The 15,809-nt window shown below is 71.5% G+C and carries 13 protein-coding genes; 8 read left to right on the top strand and 5 right to left on the bottom strand.

The window, feature by feature from the left end; all coding sequences use genetic code 11:
- Position 1: 1 nt before the first annotated feature.
- Positions 2 to 1,327, bottom strand: a complete 1,326-nt coding sequence (locus tag ACWD0Y_RS14515; RefSeq protein ID WP_450260676.1) for an amino acid deaminase — start codon at positions 1,325 to 1,327, stop codon at positions 2 to 4.
- A gap of 203 nt (positions 1,328 to 1,530) precedes the next feature.
- Here ACWD0Y_RS14515 and ACWD0Y_RS14510 point away from each other — a divergent pair, with 203 nt between their 5' ends.
- The 6 genes from ACWD0Y_RS14510 (at position 1,531) to ACWD0Y_RS14485 (ending at position 7,700) form a co-directional block, all read left to right on the top strand.
- Positions 1,531 to 2,571 (top strand): sugar kinase, encoded by a 1,041-nt coding sequence (locus tag ACWD0Y_RS14510; protein ID WP_450260688.1) that lies wholly within the window; start codon positions 1,531 to 1,533, stop codon positions 2,569 to 2,571.
- Positions 2,568 to 3,332 carry an IclR family transcriptional regulator gene (locus tag ACWD0Y_RS14505; protein ID WP_450260675.1) on the top strand — a complete coding sequence of 255 codons (765 nt, stop codon included), beginning with the start codon at positions 2,568 to 2,570 and terminating at the stop codon, positions 3,330 to 3,332. Before ACWD0Y_RS14510 ends, ACWD0Y_RS14505 begins: the two co-directional genes overlap by 4 nt.
- The gene (locus ACWD0Y_RS14500; protein WP_450260674.1) at positions 3,329 to 3,757 is read left to right on the top strand and encodes a RidA family protein; all 429 of its coding nucleotides are present in this window, start codon (positions 3,329 to 3,331) and stop codon (positions 3,755 to 3,757) included. The genes ACWD0Y_RS14505 and ACWD0Y_RS14500 overlap by 4 nt, the downstream gene beginning before the upstream one ends.
- Before the next feature lie 157 nt (positions 3,758 to 3,914).
- Complete coding sequence (locus ACWD0Y_RS14495; protein ID WP_450260687.1) at positions 3,915 to 5,390, top strand: GntP family permease; 1,476 nt, start codon at positions 3,915 to 3,917, stop codon at positions 5,388 to 5,390.
- Between the two features lie 145 nt (positions 5,391 to 5,535).
- The gene (locus ACWD0Y_RS14490) at positions 5,536 to 6,036 is read left to right on the top strand and encodes a hypothetical protein (RefSeq protein WP_450260673.1); all 501 of its coding nucleotides are present in this window, start codon (positions 5,536 to 5,538) and stop codon (positions 6,034 to 6,036) included.
- Positions 6,037 to 6,266: 230 nt separating this feature from the next.
- Positions 6,267 to 7,700: an FG-GAP and VCBS repeat-containing protein gene (locus tag ACWD0Y_RS14485; RefSeq protein ID WP_450260672.1), complete on the top strand. Its 1,434-nt coding sequence runs from the start codon at positions 6,267 to 6,269 to the stop codon at positions 7,698 to 7,700.
- 107 nt (positions 7,701 to 7,807) lie between these two features.
- Here ACWD0Y_RS14485 and ACWD0Y_RS14480 read toward each other — a convergent pair whose 3' ends face one another.
- Positions 7,808 to 9,160 (bottom strand): M14 family metallopeptidase, encoded by a 1,353-nt coding sequence (locus tag ACWD0Y_RS14480; RefSeq protein WP_450260671.1) that lies wholly within the window; start codon positions 9,158 to 9,160, stop codon positions 7,808 to 7,810.
- Positions 9,161 to 9,400: 240 nt separating this feature from the next.
- Here ACWD0Y_RS14480 and ACWD0Y_RS14475 point away from each other — a divergent pair, with 240 nt between their 5' ends.
- Entirely contained in the window at positions 9,401 to 10,708 is a 1,308-nt protein-coding gene (locus ACWD0Y_RS14475; protein ID WP_450260670.1) for an Nramp family divalent metal transporter, read from the top strand.
- A gap of 55 nt (positions 10,709 to 10,763) precedes the next feature.
- Here ACWD0Y_RS14475 and ACWD0Y_RS14470 read toward each other — a convergent pair whose 3' ends face one another.
- The 3 genes from ACWD0Y_RS14470 to ACWD0Y_RS14460 form a co-directional block, all read right to left on the bottom strand.
- Complete coding sequence (locus ACWD0Y_RS14470; protein ID WP_450260669.1) at positions 10,764 to 12,461, bottom strand: chitinase; 1,698 nt, start codon at positions 12,459 to 12,461, stop codon at positions 10,764 to 10,766.
- A 276-nt stretch (positions 12,462 to 12,737) separates the two neighbouring features.
- Positions 12,738 to 13,553 (bottom strand): alpha/beta fold hydrolase, encoded by an 816-nt coding sequence (locus ACWD0Y_RS14465; protein ID WP_450260668.1) that lies wholly within the window; start codon positions 13,551 to 13,553, stop codon positions 12,738 to 12,740.
- 53 nt (positions 13,554 to 13,606) lie between these two features.
- Positions 13,607 to 14,272: a DUF4097 family beta strand repeat-containing protein gene (locus ACWD0Y_RS14460; protein WP_450260686.1), complete on the bottom strand. Its 666-nt coding sequence runs from the start codon at positions 14,270 to 14,272 to the stop codon at positions 13,607 to 13,609.
- A 605-nt stretch (positions 14,273 to 14,877) separates the two neighbouring features.
- On the opposite strand from ACWD0Y_RS14460, the gene ACWD0Y_RS14455 reads away from it, so the two are divergent.
- The gene (locus tag ACWD0Y_RS14455; RefSeq protein WP_450260667.1) at positions 14,878 to 15,771 is read left to right on the top strand and encodes a hypothetical protein; all 894 of its coding nucleotides are present in this window, start codon (positions 14,878 to 14,880) and stop codon (positions 15,769 to 15,771) included.
- Positions 15,772 to 15,809 lie beyond the last annotated feature (38 nt).

Raw genomic sequence — 15,809 nt, 5'->3', positions numbered from 1 at the left:
GCTAGAAGAACGTGCGGATGTAGTCCGTGACCGTGCCGTCCGCCTCGACGAGAGGGATCAGCTGCCACTTGTCGAAGGACGTGCACGGGTGGGACAGGCCCAGGCCGAGCCAGTCGCCGACCTCGAGGTCCGCCTCCGGGTCCGTACGCACCCAGCCGTGCTGGTCCGACAGGCCGGTGACCGTGATGCCGGTCGCCGGGCGCACCTCGCCCGTGCGGGCGTCCCGTACGGCCTGCGCCTTTGGCAGGTCCAGGTCGTACGCCGCGTCGCGCTTGCCCGCGTTGACGAAGGCCTGCTCCGGGGAGGGCCGGGAGACGACCTGCGCCCAGAGGCGGAACGCGGGCTGGAGCGCGCCCTCGTCCGGGACCCGGTTGAAGGGGGTGAGGTGGCGGTAGTGGCCGTCGTCGTGCGAGACGTACGCGCCGGAACGGAGCAGCTTGAGCACGGGAAGCGAGAGCGCGGGGATCTCCGCGAACACCTCCGCCACCGCGTCGAACCACGCGCTGCCGCCCGCGCTGACCACGATCTCGGGGGAGCCGGCGAAGCGCCCCGCCCTGTCGAAGTCCGCGGCGACGGAGACCAGTTCGCGCAGCCACGCGCGGACCGTGCCGCCGTCCGCCTGCGGGACCTCGCCCTCGTATCCGGCCACGCCGACCAGCCGCAGCGTGTCCGTGGCCGCCACCGCGTCCGCGACCGCCGCGCAGCCGGCGGCCGTCCGGACGCCGGTACGGGCCCCCTCGCCCGCGCCGAGTTCGACGACCACGTCGAGCGGGCGCGTGGCGGACGCGGCCCGGAGCGCCTCGTCCATCAGCTCCACGCCGCGCACCGAGTCGACGTAACAGACGAAGCGGAAGCCGGGGTCGGCGTCCATTTCGGCGGCCAGCCAGCGCAGCGCGGCCGCGTCGACGACCTCGTTCGCGAGGAAGATCCGCTGGATGCCGTACGCCCGGTAGACGCGCGCCTGGTGCGGCACGGCGGCGGTGATGCCCCACGCGCCGTACTCCAGCTGGCGCGCGAAGAGCTGCGGCGACATGGAGGTCTTGCCGTGCGGGGCGAAGGCGAGGCCGTGGCGTTCGGCGTACGTCTCCAGGAGGGCGAGGTTGTGCTCGACCGACTCGGCGGAGAGCGCGAGCACGGGGGTGGTGAACCCGCCCGTGAAGAGGTTGCGGCGCTCGGCCGCGAGCTCGCCGACCGTCAGTCCCCCGGCGTCCGGCGGGAGCGCCTTGAAGCGGTGGTCCACGCGCTCGTCCGCGAGTGCCGCGAGCGCCGCGGGTCCTGCGGACTCCGTGGGTTCCGCGGGTCGTCCGTCCGGGTTGCCGACGGCCATGGGGGAGCCTCCTAGGGGAAGTCGCGTTGCGTCATGCGCAACGGTCATTGCGCGTATCGCTTGACGCTGTCTAACATCCGAGCCGATGCAGGGTCAATGGTGAGCCAGTGGTGAGGAGCCCGATCGTGACCGCGCCCGCGGACGTATCAGCAGAGCGAGACGGAGATGCCGCGAGGGTGGATGTGGTCTGCCTCGGCGAGTCCATGGTGACGTTCCTGCCGTCCCGTCCCGGCCGCCTCGCCGACGTGCCCTCCTTCGGACGCGGCATCGGCGGCGCCGAGTCGAACGTCGCCTGCGCCCTCGCAGCCGCCGGACACCGCGCGCGGTGGGTGGGCAGGGTCGGCGCCGACGGCTTCGGCGACCACCTCGTCGACGCCGTCGCCGCGTACGGCGTCGACACCTCCGCCGTCCAGCGCGACCCGCACCGCCCCACCGGCATCTACTTCCGTACGGCGGCCGACCGTGACACCGACGGCTTCGAGGTCGTCTACTACCGCGCCGGGTCGGCGGCCTCCGCGATGTCCCCGCGGAACATGCCGCTCCACGAGCTGGCCGCGGGCCGCGTACTGCACCTGTCCGGGATCACGGCCGCGCTGTCCGCGGACTGCCTGGCCCTGACGCGCGAGCTGACCACCCGCCGCCCCGGCCGCCCCCTGGTGTCCTTCGACGTCAACCACCGCCCCCACCTGTGGCACGACGGCGACGGTGACGGCGAGGGCCCCCGGGTCCTGCTCGACCTGGCCCGTGGCGCGGACCTCGTCTTCGTCGGCGAGGACGAGGCGGAGGCGGCCTGGGGCGTCAAGGGCGCGGCCGCGATCCGCGAGGCCCTTCCCGAGCCGCGGACCCTGGTCGTCAAGCAGGGCGCGGCAGCCGTGACGGTGTTCACCACCCATGCCGGCGACACCACCGGAACCGACGTCACCCGCACCACCGCCCCCACCGACACCGACACCGTCACCACCGTCCCCGCCCTCCGCGTCGACGTCGTCGCCCCCGTCGGCGCCGGGGACGCCTTCGCCGCCGGGTTCCTCTCCGCGACCCTGCGCGGTCTGCCCGTACGCGACCGGATCCGGCACGGGCACCTCATGGCCGCCGCCGCCCTCACCGTCCCCGGCGACCTCGCCGCACCGCCCTCCCGCGCCCACGCCGACCGCCTGGCCGCCCTGGACGACGACGCCTGGGGGAGACTTCGTCTCGGCCCCGGCTGGACGGGCGCCGCCGACCAGGAGGTACGTACGCCATGAGCCAGACCGTCGACCGCGCGCTGAGCATCCTGCCGCTGCTCGCGCAGGGCCCCGCCGACCTCGGCCAGGTCGCCGAGCGCCTCGATGTGCACAAGTCCACGGCGCTGCGCCTCCTGCGCACCCTCCACGAGCACGGCCTCGTCTACCGCCAGCAGGACCAGCGCTACCGCCTCGGCGCCCGCCTCTTCGCGCTCGCCCAGGAGGCCGTCGAGAACCTCGACATACGCGAGATCGCGCACCCCCACCTGGCCGCCCTCAACAACGAGTGCGGGCACACCGTCCACCTCGCGGTGTACGAGGAGAACGAGGTCCTCTACATCGACAAGGTCGAGAGCCGCTACCCGGTCCGCATGTACTCGCGCATCGGCAAGCCCGTCGCGATCACCGTCGCCGCCGTGGCGAAGCTGCTGCTCGCCGACCTCCCCGAGTCCGAGCGCCGCACCATCGCGGAGAAGCTCGACTACCCCACCTACACGTCCCGTTCGACGCCGAACGCCGCCGCCTTCCTCAAGGAGCTGGCGCTCGTACGCGAACAGGGCTGGGCCACCGACCTCGGCGGCCACGAGGAGTCCATCAACTGCGTCGGGGCCCCCATCCGCGGTACGGACGGCCGGGTCGTCGCCGCCATGTCGGTGTCGGCACCGAACGTCGTCGTCACGGCCGAGGAACTCCTCACCCTCCTCCCGCTGGTGCGCCGCACCGCCGACGCCATCAGCCGGGAGTACTCCGGCAACACACCCCCGAAGGAAGCAAGATCATGAGCGACACGCGCAGCACCGGCGAGAAGACCGCGATCACCCCCTCCACCCACACCGCCCCGCCCGCCAAGTTCTCCCACGGCGTCCGCAAGGGCAACATCCTCCAGGTCGCGGGCCAGGTCGGCTTCCTGCCGGCCGTCGAGGGCCAGGCCCCCACCCCCGCGGGCCCGACCCTGCGCGAGCAGACCCTCCAGACCTTCGCCAACGTCAAGGCGATCCTGGAGGAGGGCGGCGCGAGCTGGGACGACGTGATGATGATGCGCGTCTACCTCACCGACACCGACCACTTCGCCGAGATGAACGCGATCTACAACGCGTACTTCGAGGAGCAGGGCCTCAAGGAGGCCCCCGCCGCGCGTACGACCGTCTACGTCGGCCTCCCCAAGGGCCTGCTCATCGAGATCGACGCGCTGGCCGTGCTCGGCTGATCTTGCACCACCACTTCCCCCGTCCCCACCCCCTGCCTCACGGCACGGCGCCCGTTCCCGGGGCGCCGTGCCGCGATGCCCCCTGCCGTGATCCCCCTTCGCCCCGCGAACCACGAGGTCCCCCGCCATGAACCTCCCCGCCGTGCACCCCCCGGTCCTGCACCTTGCCGCGGCCCCGCCACCCGCCGAGGCACCGCCCCACACCGGCGGCCTGCTCACGCTCGTCGACGGCACCGCCGGTCTGCTGACCGTGGCCGCCCTCGGCATCGGCCTGCTCCTCTTCCTGATCATCAAGGCCAGACTCCAGCCGTTCGTCGCGCTGCTCGCCGTCTCCATAGCCGTCGGTCTCGGCGCGGGCCTCTCCGTCACCGAACTCTTCGGCACGGTCCAGAAGTCCGCCGTCGTCTCCGTCATCGAATCCGGCATGGGCGGCATCCTCGGCCACGTCGCGATCATCATCGGCCTCGGCACGATGCTCGGGGCGATCCTCGAAGTCAGCGGCGGCGCCGAGGTCCTCTCCTCCCGCCTCCTGGGCCTCTTCGGCGAGAAGCGCGCCCCGCTCGCCATGGGCCTCACCGGCCTCATCTTCGGCATCCCGGTCTTCTTCGACGTCGGCATCTTCGTCCTCGCGCCGATCGTCTACGCCGCGGCCAAGCGCTCCGGCAAGTCGGTCCTGCTGTACGCCATGCCGCTGCTCGCCGGCCTCTCCATGACCCACGCGTTCCTGCCCCCGCACCCGGGCCCGGTCGCCGCGGCCGGCCTCTTCCACGTCTCGCTCGGCTGGGTCATCCTCATGGGCGTCGTCTGCGGCATCCCCGCCGTCCTCGCCGCCTGGGCGTACGCCGGCTGGATCGGGAAGCGCGTCTTCGTCCAGGTCCCGCAGGACATGGTGGAGGCCGCCGAGGACGCCAAGGCCGCCGTCATCGCCGAGCAGACCGCCGCGGGCCGCACCCCGCAGGAGCAGCCCGTCTCGCTCGCCACGGTGCTGACCATCATCGGTACGCCGCTGGTCCTCATCCTCGCCGCGACGTTCTCCTCCATCGCGCTCGACGAGTCCACCCTCCGCTCGGTCGTCGAGTTCTTCGGCAACCCCTTCGTCGCCCTGACGATCGCCCTGCTGATGGCGTACTACCTGCTCGGCATCCGGCGCGGCTGGTCGCGCAAGTCCCTCGAACAGGTCTCGACCTCGTCCCTCAAGCCGGTCGGCAACATCCTGCTGGTCGTCGGCGCCGGCGGTGTCTTCGGCGCGGTCCTCAAGGCGAGCGGCGTGGCGCAGGCCCTTTCCGACACCTTCAACGACGTGGGCCTGCCGGTCGTCGTCCTCGCGTACCTGATCTCCCTCGTGCTGCGCGTCGCCCAGGGATCGGCGACGGTCGCGATCGTCACCACGGCCGGCATCGTGCTCCCGCTCGTCGAGAACGGCGGCCACTCGCAGGCGTTCCTGGCCCTGGTCATCATGGCCATCTCGGCCGGTTCGATCTTCGCCTCGCACGTCAACGACGGCGGCTTCTGGATCGTCGCCAAGTACTTCGGCATCTCCGAGCGCGACACCCTCAAGTCGTGGACGGTGCTGGAGTCGGTCCTGTCGGTCGCGGGCTTCGCGGTCGCCGCGATCCTGAGCCTGGCGGTCTGACGACACCGCGCCCCGCCCCCCTCGACGGCCGAGGGGGGGCGGGGCGCGGCGCGGGTCCGGACGCCGGCCCCCGGCCACCGTGCCCGCGCGGAGCGAGACCCCGGGGCCCCGGATCCGGCCCTCCCCGGGCGTTCATACTGGGGGCATGGACGAACAGACCGGACAGCAGGGCGGCGCGGTGCCAAAGACGTACGCACCGCCTTCCCAAGGCTTCGGCCCGCCGCCCCCGGCCTACGCCCCGCCGCCCCCGGCCTACGCCCCGGCGCCGCCGCCGCACGCGCCGTCCCCGTACCCCCCTTCGCCCTACGCCCCTTCCCCGTACGCGCCGCAGACTCCGGGCGCACCCGCACCCGCACCCGGCCCCGACTTCCTGGCGACGGACCCCCGCAACGCGGTCGTGGTCGACGCCCAGGGCGTCTCGCTCGAACGCGACGGCGCCACGGCCGACTTCCCCTGGCAGGACATCCAGACCGTCCACTGCAAGCCGGGCACCTGGGGCCATGTCCTGACGGTGGCGGTGGTGCTCCCCGACGGCAGGTTCTACGAGGGCGCGGTGACCGCCCGCAACCAGGCGAAGCTCCAGGAGTGGTTCGCGGAGCTGGCCCCGGTGCTGGGCTTCTACCTCGGGGGCCGCACCGGTCAGTGAGGGGGTCTCCCGACGCGCCGGCCGGACGCCCTCACCGGCCCGAGCGGACGCGTTCACTTGGCCGCCACCCGAGCACAACTCTCCGTACGACTCGGGTGTCACACCTGCGGAGGCCCGATCCACCTCTCCGGGAGACACCGCGCCCGGACGAGCCCTGGTCACGACCGCCACCGTATTCCGCTGACCGTGGCTCACGGCACCAGCTTTCTTCACGACATACAGAGAGATCCTTGCGCAACGGAAAGACCCTCTCGGCCGCGATTCTCTGCTCGGCCGGCGTCCTCGCCGTCTCGGCCCTGACCGCGGGCACCGCCTCCGCGGCGCCCGCCCACCTCAAGGGCGACTTCAACGGCGACGGGTACGCGGACCTGGCGGTCGGCGTGCCGAAGGCGACCGTCGGCGGCAAGGCCAAGGCCGGGTACGTGACCGTGCTGTGGGGCAGCGGGAACGGGCCCGCCAGGTCCACCGTCATCAGCCAGAACACCACCGGCGTGCCCGGAACCGCGGAGGCGGGCGACCAGTTCGGCTCCCAGCTGGTGGCCGACGACATGAACGGCGACGGCTACGCGGACCTGGTCGTCTCGGCCCCCCACGAGTCGCTCTCCGACAACTCCTTCCACCGGCACGGCATCATCACCGTGCTGCCCGGCTCCGCCACCGGCTTCGGCACCGCGTTCACCGCCGCCCGCGGCTCGCATGAGGACGCCCACCTCGGCGGGTCCCTCTCGGCCGGCGACTACGACAACGACGGCGACCGGGACCTGGCGTACCGGTCGAGCAACGAGGAGTCGGCCGGAGTGCTGTGGCAGCCGGGCCCGATCGTCCCGGACCCGGCCGCCCCGGCGCAGAGCGTCGTGAGCTACCGGTTCTCGGGCCCCACCGCCCTCGCCACCGGCGACTTCGACGGCAACGGCACCGACGACCTGGCGGTGACCTACTCCGGCCAGGAGATCCACGGCACCGACGTCTACGCCTGGGAGCGGGGCGCGCCGGTCAGGGACTGGACCACCCCCGATTCCGCCGCCTCCCTCGCCGTCGCGGACTTCGGGAAGGACGGCGCCGACGACCTCGTCCTCGGCGGGGTGCGGGCCAACCCGGAGGCGGAGGAGACGTACTGCCCGCAGGCCGTCGGCGGCACGGTGCGCACGGTGGACGGGAAGCCCGGGTCCGGCCTCGGTTCCGCCCATGCCTGCCTGAACCAGGACACTCCGGGCGTCCCCGGCACCGGTGAGTCCGGCGACGACTTCGGCGCCGCGGTCGCGGCGGGCGACGTCGACGTCGACGGCTACCCGGAGCTGGCGGTCGGCGTCGGCCAGGAGGCACTCGGCAGCGAGGCCGCGGCCGGCTCGGTCTCCGTACTGACCGGCTCCGCCCACGGCGCGGACGGCGGATCCGGCGGCTACGCCTTCCACCAGTCCACGGCGGGCATACCCGGCGCGGCGGAGGCGGGCGACCGCTTCGGCGCCGCCGTGGCGCTCACGGACCTCAGCGGTGACGGCCGCGCCGACCTCGCCGCCGGCGCACCGGGCGAGAACTCCTCCACCGGCGGCGTCTGGTACGTACCGTCCCCGGCCGCGGCGACACCGGCCGGGGCCCGCGCGCTGACCCCGAACAGCCTGGGCCTGACAGGCGCGGTCGAGCACGGCCGGGTGTTCGGCCGGTGACCACCGCCGGCCGGTGACCACCGGACGGACCGGGCGCGCGTGTGCGGCCGGAGGACGCCGGACGGGCGCCCTCCGGCCGCACCTGCCAAAGGCTCGGCCGCTGCCGCTCAGCCGCAGTACTGCTGTTCCTTGCCGATCGACCGGTACATGCAGTCGGCGTTCTCCAGCAGTTGCAGCACCGCGTCGCGGTTGCGGCTCGTCTCGCGCTCGATCACCTCGTCGGGCGGGTAGAAGCCGCCGCCGCCCGAGGAGCCCGGGTACATCTCGAAGGTGTACCCGAAGATCTTCTGGTCGCCCCACAGCCAGTCGTCGATCGACCCGTCCGTGATGTAGAGGTCGCTCGACTGCTCCGGGGTGTAGCCGTTGCTCGCGGCCATCTTCTGCCCGACGGCGGCGAAGGCGTTGCGGTCGTCCTGGGTCATGCCGGGCGCCGTGTCCGCGTTCGTGTAGCCGAACGGCCAGAGCACCAGTTCGCTGTACGTGTGGAAGTCGATGCCGGCCTTGATCTGCTGCTTGCCGCCGACGACCCGTGAACGGACGAAGTCGGCGACGACCTTCACCTCGGGCGCGGACTCGGCGGCCCGGCCCCGGTAGGTGTCGGAACTGGCCGAGCCCGAGGAGCCGCCGCAGCAGCCCCACTTGTAGTTCCAGTTCCGGTTCATGTCGGTACCGACGTACGAAGAACCGGTGTTGGGCTGCCGGTTCTTGCGCCAGCTGCGGTACGCGCCGGAGGCGATGTCGTACTCGCCGCCGTCCGGGTTGAGGTCCGGCACGATCCAGATCTCGCGGTTGTTGACGACGTTGGTGATCCGGGAGTCCGAGCCGTAGCCCGCGCCCAGCTCGCGCAGCAGGTAGAGCGCCATCTCGACGGTCAGGTGCTCACGGGCGTGCTGGTGGTGGGTGAAGAGGACCTCGGGCTCGTTCTCGTCGGCCGCCACGTTGTCGCTGATCTTGATGGCGATGAGATCGCGGCCCTGGTACGACTTGCCGATGACGCGCTTGCTCATGAGGTTCGGGTACTGCTGGAGCCGCTGGTTGATCTCCGCGTTCATCTCCGCGTAGTTGTGATAGCGCGAGTCGGCGGACGGGAAGTCGAACGGCTCGACGGCCTGTCCCGCGGTGCGCGCGGGCGGTCCGGGCAGCGCCTTCGGCGAGTATCCGAGCGCCTTGAGCCGCCCCAGTTGCGCGGCGTTGGCGCTGACGACGACCGAGTGGCCGTCGGCCTCGTCCACCGAGACTCCGGTGGCCGCGACGGCGGTACGGGCGGCGGCGGTGGCCGGGCCGTGGATCTCGTACTGCCTGATCACTTCTTCCGTTGTGGCGGCGGCCGGCGAGGGGCGTGCCCCGGCCGTGGTCGCGCTCGCGGTGAGTGGCGCCGCCACGGCGAGTGCCACGAGGGCCGCGAGGCCCGCGAGGGTGGCGGACTTGGCGGACCCTCTTCCGCGTATGCGAAGTCGCATGCTGTCTCCTGGGTGGGGAGTGTGGGGGTGTGCGACGCATGTCGTGCGGGGTGCTGGCCACATGGTGACTGCGTGACATGGACGGGTCAAGGGCGAGGACCGGCCATGCGGTTCGACCGACCGTTCGACCGCCGGGAGGACGCGCCGGACGCACGGCCCCGCCCTACCCCTTGCGCGAACACCCCGGCCCCGCTTTGGTGACTTGGATCACCCTCGGGGACAAGCAGGAGGACGCAGGAGATGACAGGCACGACAGAGAGCGGCGCGGCAGAGGCCGTGTCCCGGCCGCGCAAGTCCAGTTGGAAGTACATCGGCCCCGGCATCGTCGTCGCCGCGACCGGTGTCGGAGCCGGCGACCTCGTCGCCACGCTGATCGCGGGCAGCAAGTTCGGCTACACCCTGATGTGGGCCGCCGTCATCGGCTGCGTCGTCAAGATCTCCCTCGCCGAAGCCGCCGGCCGCTGGCACCTCGCCACCGGCCGCACCCTCTTCGAGGGCTGGCGCAGTCTCGGGCAGTGGACCACCGTCTACTTCGCGATCTACGTCGTGGTCTGGGGCTTCGTCTACGGCGCGACCGCCATGTCGTCCTCCGCCCTCCCCGTCGTCGCGCTCTTCCCCGACGGTCCGGGCCTCAAGACATGGGCGATCATCATGGGCCTGATCGGCCTGGTCTTCGTCTGGTTCAACCAGTACGCCGTCTTCGAGAAGGTCATGACGGTCCTGATCGGCGTGATGTTCGTGGTCGTCGTGTACGTCGCGCTCCGCGTCGGCCCCGACGTCGGCGCGTCCTTCGCCGGCCTGCTCCCCGTGCTCCCGGACGGCTCGCTCCTCTACACCCTCGGTCTGATCGGCGGCGTCGGCGGCACGATCACCATGGCGGCGTACGGCTACTGGGTGAACGCCAAGGGCTGGACCAACACCGGCTGGATGAAGGTGATGCGCCTCGACAACCGCGTCGCGTACATCACCACCGGCATCTTCGTCGTCGCGATGCTGATCGTCGGCGCGGAGCTGCTGCACTCCTCCCAGCTCGCCCTCACCAAGGGCGACCGCGGCCTGATCGACCTCGGCGCGATCCTGGAGGACCGGTACGGCACGGTCACCGCCAAGCTCTTCCTCGTCGGCTTCTTCGCCACGTCCTTCTCCTCCCTCATCGGCGTCTGGCACGGCGTGAGCCTGATGTTCGCCGACTTCGTCGAGCGCCTCCGGCGCGACCGCGAGGGCGCGCCGGCCGACGAGGGCACGGTGGAGGAGGTGGCGGCCGGGGTGAAGGAGCGCTCGCTGCCCTTCCGGGCGTACCTGCTGTGGCTGACGTTCCCGCCGATGGCGCTGCTCTGGCTGGACCAGCCGTTCGGCCTGGTCGTGGTGTACGGCGTGCTCGGCGCGTTCTTCATGCCGTTCCTGGCGCTCACGCTGGTGTGGCTGCTCAACTCCTCGCGTACGCCCGCCGAATGGCGCAACGGCATGCTCAGCAACGTGATGCTGGTGGCGGCGGGCCTGCTGTTCGTCGTGCTGTGCGTGCAGCAGCTGCGCGAACTCTTCGAGTGACGGACGCGGCAGCGCCGCCGGGGGAGCGGCGGCGCTGCCGGGACTTTCCCGCCGGTTACGGCAGGTTGTGGACGTGCGGTCCCACCGCGTTCGACCAGGCGTTGCTGGCCGTCGCGTCCCAGTTCGTGGACCAGGTCATGGCGCCGCGCAGCCCGGGATAGGTCTTGGCGGGCTTGAAGGAGCCGCAGTTCGTCCCGCGCGTCAGGCAGTCCAGGGCGGCGTTCACGACGGACGGGGAGACGTACCCGCTGCCCGCGCCCCGCGTGGACGCCGGTACGCCGAGGCCCACCTGGCTCGGGTCGAGGCCGCCCTCCAGCTGGATGCAGGCGAGCGCGGTGAGGAAGTCGACGGACCCCTGCGAGTAGACCTTGCCGTCGCAGCCCAGCATGGAGCCGCTGTTGTAGTACTGCATGTTGACGACGGTCAGGATGTCCTTCACCGCGAGCGCCGTCTTGAAGTACTCGGTACCGGTGGACTGCATGTCGATGGTCTGCGGCGCCATCGTCAGGACGAGCCCGGAGCCCGCCTTGGCGGACAGCTGGCGCAGCGCCTTCGTCAGGTACGTCGAGTTGATGCCGTGTTCGAGGTCGATGTCGACGCCGTTGAAGCCGTACTCCCGCATGAGCGCGTAGGCGCTGTCGGCGAAGGCGGTCGCGGAGGCGTCACTGTTGATGGTGACGTTTCCCTTCTCGCCGCCCACCGAGATGATCACGGACTTCCCGGCGGCCTTCTTGGCGGCGATGTCGGCCTTGAAGTCGGCGACGCTCGCGTATCCGACGGCCGGGTCGAGGTTGAAGACGATCTGGCCGGGTGTCGCGGTCGAGTCGGCGAACGACACGGCGATGATGTCGTACTGCGCCTGCACGTCGCGCAGCTTCTGCACGGTCGCGCCGTTGTCGAAGTTCTGCCAGTAGCCGGTCAGCGCGTGCCTGGGCACCGCCGGGCCGGGCCCGGGGTCGCCGCCGCCGAGGGCGGTCCGGCCCCTGACGGACGCGGACTTGGCGGACTCGCCGGCGGAGTTGGTGGCGGTGACCTGGAAGTCGTACGCGGTGTCCGCGGCCAGCCCCGAGACGGTCGCGGAGGTCCCGCTCACGGACTGCACCTTCGTACCACCGCGGTAGACGTTGTAGCCGGTGGCGCCGCTGACGCCGGACCAGGAGAGGGCGACGGACGACGGTGTCGTGGCGCCGACCGTGAGCCCGGCGGGGGCGGCCGGTATGCCCGGCTCGGGGTCGGTGCCACCGCCGCCGTCGGGCCCGAAGACGGACACGTCGTCGACGTAGTAGGCGCTCTGCCCGTACCAGCCGTGCGTGTAGACCGTCACGGAGGTCGTGGACGGGCCCGCCTTGAAGCTGGTGGTGAGCTGCTTCCAGCCGGACGAGCCGGGCGTCCAGGTGGAGACGTCGGTCGTACCGGTGCCGCTCGCGCCGAGGTAGGCGTACCCGCCCTGCACCCAGGCGCTGAGCGTGTACGTCGCCCCGGGCTTCACGGCGACGCTCTGCGAACAGCGGGCGTTGTCCTGCCCGCCGGGGGTGGCCTTGAGGGCGGCGGCGCCACCGTGCACGGGGGAGGAGACGGTGGCGCCGCTGCCCGCGGAACAGGCCCAGTTGCTGAGCCCGGACTCGAAGCCGGCGTTCTTGGCGACGTTCAGATCGGCGGCCTGCGCGACGGGAGCGGCCAGACCGGCGAGGGCGACGGTGGCCGCGGTGAGGGCGGCGGTGAGGGTGAGTCGGGGGAGTGCTGGGCGGTCCACTTGCTGCCTCCGGTGGGGGAGTGTGGGGAGGAGTCACTGGGACGGTGGCCACCGTTTGTTGTTGGTCGCTAAAATGGTTCAGACCAATTGAGTTGTCAATACCTCTGGCGGAGAAAGGGGTTGCGGCCCGCAGCGCGGTGGAACGGCCGTTGGCGTCAAGGAACGATCTTGCCGTCCGGCACGGCGGGCCGGGGCTTCGCCGGGCGGCGGCTGTACGCGACGGTGGCGAGGACGTGCGGTCGACGTGCGGTTGCCGTCGGTGCGCCGGCCGTGGCCTCAGTGCTCCCCGCGGCCGAGGGCGGCGACCGTGCGTACGGCCTCGGCGATGGCCGGGAACTCCTTCTTCAGGATCGTGCCGTGGTTGCTGGCGACCTTCGCGCCGATCCGGATGTTCGCGTTGCGGGCGGTCACCGCGTCGAGGCCGGCGCGTATCCGTTCCTGCTCGTCACCGCGGCTTCCGAAGGACGTCCCCGAGGCGACCACGTACCGCACCGGGACGGTGATGCCGTCCAGCACGGGGCCCAGCTCGCGCTCGCGGGAGATCACGCCGATCTCGATGTTGCTGTCCGCCTGCTGTCCGGCGGTCATCCGCGGGGTCAGGCCCGTCGGGCGCAGCAGCGGCAGGACCCAGCCCAACCGCCGGAACAGCTTGCGGATCCGCTGCTCCATGGCCTCGTCGAGCCAGTCGTACGGGAACGCGCCGTCGACCAGGACCGCGCCCAGGGCGCGCTCCGGATTCCGGCTGGCCCAGTGCGCCCCGACGAACGCCCCGTAGGACCAGCCCACCACCAGCGCCCGGTCCACCCCCCTGGCCGCGAGGACGGCGTCGACGTCCCGGACGGCGGCCTCGAAGGAGTAGTCCGCCGAACGCTTCGACTTGCCGCGGGCCCGCTCGTCGTAGGTGATGTGCCGCCACCCCGTCCCCAGTTCGGCGACGACCCGCCGCCAGTACCCCTGGGTGGCGAACTGGCCGTTGAGGTAGACCACGGGGATGCCGGGGCCGCCGGTGTCGGTGACGGCCAGGGCCGTGTCGTCGACCGGCACCATGCCGGTCCACTTCGAGCCGGCCGGGGAAGTGCTGTTCTCCGTCATGTGTTCCACCTGTTCGTGTGAGGTGTGGCCGAGTCCGTTCCGGTTCCGCGCTTCTAGAGGCTGCGGGCGGTGATGTCGCCGTGGGAGGTGGTGGCGCGGATGTCGAGTCCGGCGGTGCCGTCGTTCCTGAGGGCGTTGCTGACGCGGCCGTAGTCGGTGCCGGCGTCCAGGGTCGCCGAGACACCGGCGGCGGCGGTGACCGAGATGTCGCCGGACCGGGTGCGGAGCACGACCGCGCCGCGCACGGCCTCGTTGATCCGGATGTCGCCCCTTGCGGTGCTGATCTCCGCGGGGCCGCCCAGCCGGCCGACCTCGATGTCGCCGTCGATCGCGGTGAGGCGGACGCTCGCGGCCTCGTCGATCCTGATGTGGCGGTACGCGCCTTCGAAGGTGATGTCGCCGAGGCGTCCGACGCCGCGGTGCTCGGCGCCGGCGGCCTTGGCCTCGATGCGGGAACCGGCGGGCAGCTGGACGGTGACTTCCAGGGATCCGGAGGAGCCGAGGAGCCCGCTGTCGGGCTCGGGGGTGTGGATCCGCAGGACGCCGTCGGCGCAGGCGACGGTGGTCTGCTCGGCGGTCTCGGTGTCGCGGCTCTTGGAGGGGTCGGCGGGCAGGACCTCGACGAGGGTGTCGGCGCGGTCCGCGGCGATGAACTGGACGCGTCCGGCGGGGGTGTCCAGGACGGCGGAGACCGGGGCGGGGGTGTCGAACTTCTGCATCATGCTCTCCCGTGCTGGCTCGTTGTTTCCGACACCCGAAAAGCTACGTTGCTTTCCTGATTTCGACAATGAATCCGTTGCGCGGAATCCGCATCTTCTCAGGTAAGCGTAGGGAAACTGTTGCAACCACCTTGAAGGTAAAGCAACGACAACCGCTCTGCTCGTTGCAATGGAGAGGAAGTGAACGCTAGGGCCAGGTCCTCCGGCCCGCGGAGGCCGAGTGGTCGGCAGGACCGGTCCCCCGGCGACACCGTCCCGCGCCCGGAACATGACGCGCTCTCATGCCGTCACAAGAGGTCCACGTCGGACATGCGGGGGCGGTTGAACCTGCCTTGCGTTGGTTTCGGTCATCCCGCCCGCCGAGAACGCCGAGAACGCCGAGAACGCCGAGAACAGGGAACCGGCCCTGAAGCGCCTGGGACGGCCGGAAACCCCCGGAGCCACCAGTGGTTCCCCGCCCTCGCCCCGTCGACGGCCCCGTACAAGAAAAACGAAAAGCGTTTTTCACCCGGTAAGCCGTGGATAAAGTGCTGGTGCAGCACGACGGAGCAGTATCGATCTGCGTACACCGGACCTCGGCGTACGGAGTGGACGGGGAAACCAACGTGCCGACCGCGATCGCAGTCACCAGCGCCGACCTGGTGCTGCCGCCCGCCGACCAGCAGACCCCGACGGCCGCCCTGCTCCAGGCCCCGGACGCGCAGCCGCTCGAAGCCGCGCTCGTCGACATGAGCGTCATGCTGGAGCGGCACGGTTACGTCGTCGCCGTCTACCCCGCATCCCTCCCCGCCGCCCACGAACACCGTCTGCACACCGTCCGGTCGATGCTGGAGACCGACCGGCTGGCCCTGCTGAAGCTCGATCTGCCGCCCCTGGCGATCGGCGTGCTCGTGCGCCAGCTGCGGCAGTTGTCGATCTGCGACTTCAGCGCGGGCGTCGTCGCGTCGGCGGCCCGGCTGCTGTCGCACTACATCTACGCGGGCGCGCTGCTCAACTCGGTCACGAAACTCGACCGGGTGCCGGTCAGCCTCAAGTCGCACGCGAAGTCGTGGATGCCGGGCACGCAGTTCGGCGTACTGACCAATCCGAACCCCGAGCTGATCAGGATCGGGAGCGGGGGCACCGGCGCGGGGGCGGGGGCCGGGGCGGGCCTGACCGGACCGGAGTTCTCCACCCAGCTGCTCGTCGGAAAGGGGAACCTGGTCTCCGACTGGGTCACCGGGACACTCGCCCCCGCCTGGCAGGTCCAGGGTGTCCAGGAGACCGCGCTGCCCGCCGACTCCCCGCGCTGGTGGGGCACGGCGAAGATGATCGAGTTCGCCGCTTTCCTGCCGGACATCTCGGTCCTCTACCAACTGGTGGCGTCCGTACGGCGCGAGCGCTGCCACTGGTGCGGGATCGAACTCATCGGTGACCGCTGCGGGTTCTGTTCGGCCCCCGTCACCCCGCCCGAGAACCGGTCCCGCGCGGTCGGTGTCCTGAACCAGGGGTCGCCCTAGCGCCGTGCGGGCACGATGTCCCTCGGGCAGCACAGCTG

This window comes from Streptomyces altiplanensis, from assembly GCF_053591575.1.
Note: the sequence above shows the minus strand (reverse complement) of the source record. Positions and strands in the feature narration are given on the sequence as shown.

What these genes read in the sequence shown, in the direction of transcription:
- ACWD0Y_RS14500 (WP_450260674.1), top strand. Translation starts at nt 3,329, where the DNA reads ATGAGCGACACGCGCAGCACCGGCGAGAAGACCGCGATCACCCCCTCC.
- ACWD0Y_RS14515 (WP_450260676.1), bottom strand. Translation starts at nt 1,327, where the DNA reads ATGGCCGTCGGCAACCCGGACGGACGACCCGCGGAACCCACGGAGTCC.
- ACWD0Y_RS14465 (WP_450260668.1), bottom strand. Translation starts at nt 13,553, where the DNA reads ATGACGGAGAACAGCACTTCCCCGGCCGGCTCGAAGTGGACCGGCATG.
- ACWD0Y_RS14475 (WP_450260670.1), top strand. Translation starts at nt 9,401, where the DNA reads ATGACAGGCACGACAGAGAGCGGCGCGGCAGAGGCCGTGTCCCGGCCG.
- ACWD0Y_RS14460 (WP_450260686.1), bottom strand. Translation starts at nt 14,272, where the DNA reads ATGCAGAAGTTCGACACCCCCGCCCCGGTCTCCGCCGTCCTGGACACC.
- ACWD0Y_RS14505 (WP_450260675.1), top strand. Translation starts at nt 2,568, where the DNA reads ATGAGCCAGACCGTCGACCGCGCGCTGAGCATCCTGCCGCTGCTCGCG.
- ACWD0Y_RS14510 (WP_450260688.1), top strand. Translation starts at nt 1,531, where the DNA reads ATGGTGACGTTCCTGCCGTCCCGTCCCGGCCGCCTCGCCGACGTGCCC.
- ACWD0Y_RS14490 (WP_450260673.1), top strand. Translation starts at nt 5,536, where the DNA reads ATGGACGAACAGACCGGACAGCAGGGCGGCGCGGTGCCAAAGACGTAC.
- ACWD0Y_RS14480 (WP_450260671.1), bottom strand. Translation starts at nt 9,160, where the DNA reads ATGCGACTTCGCATACGCGGAAGAGGGTCCGCCAAGTCCGCCACCCTC.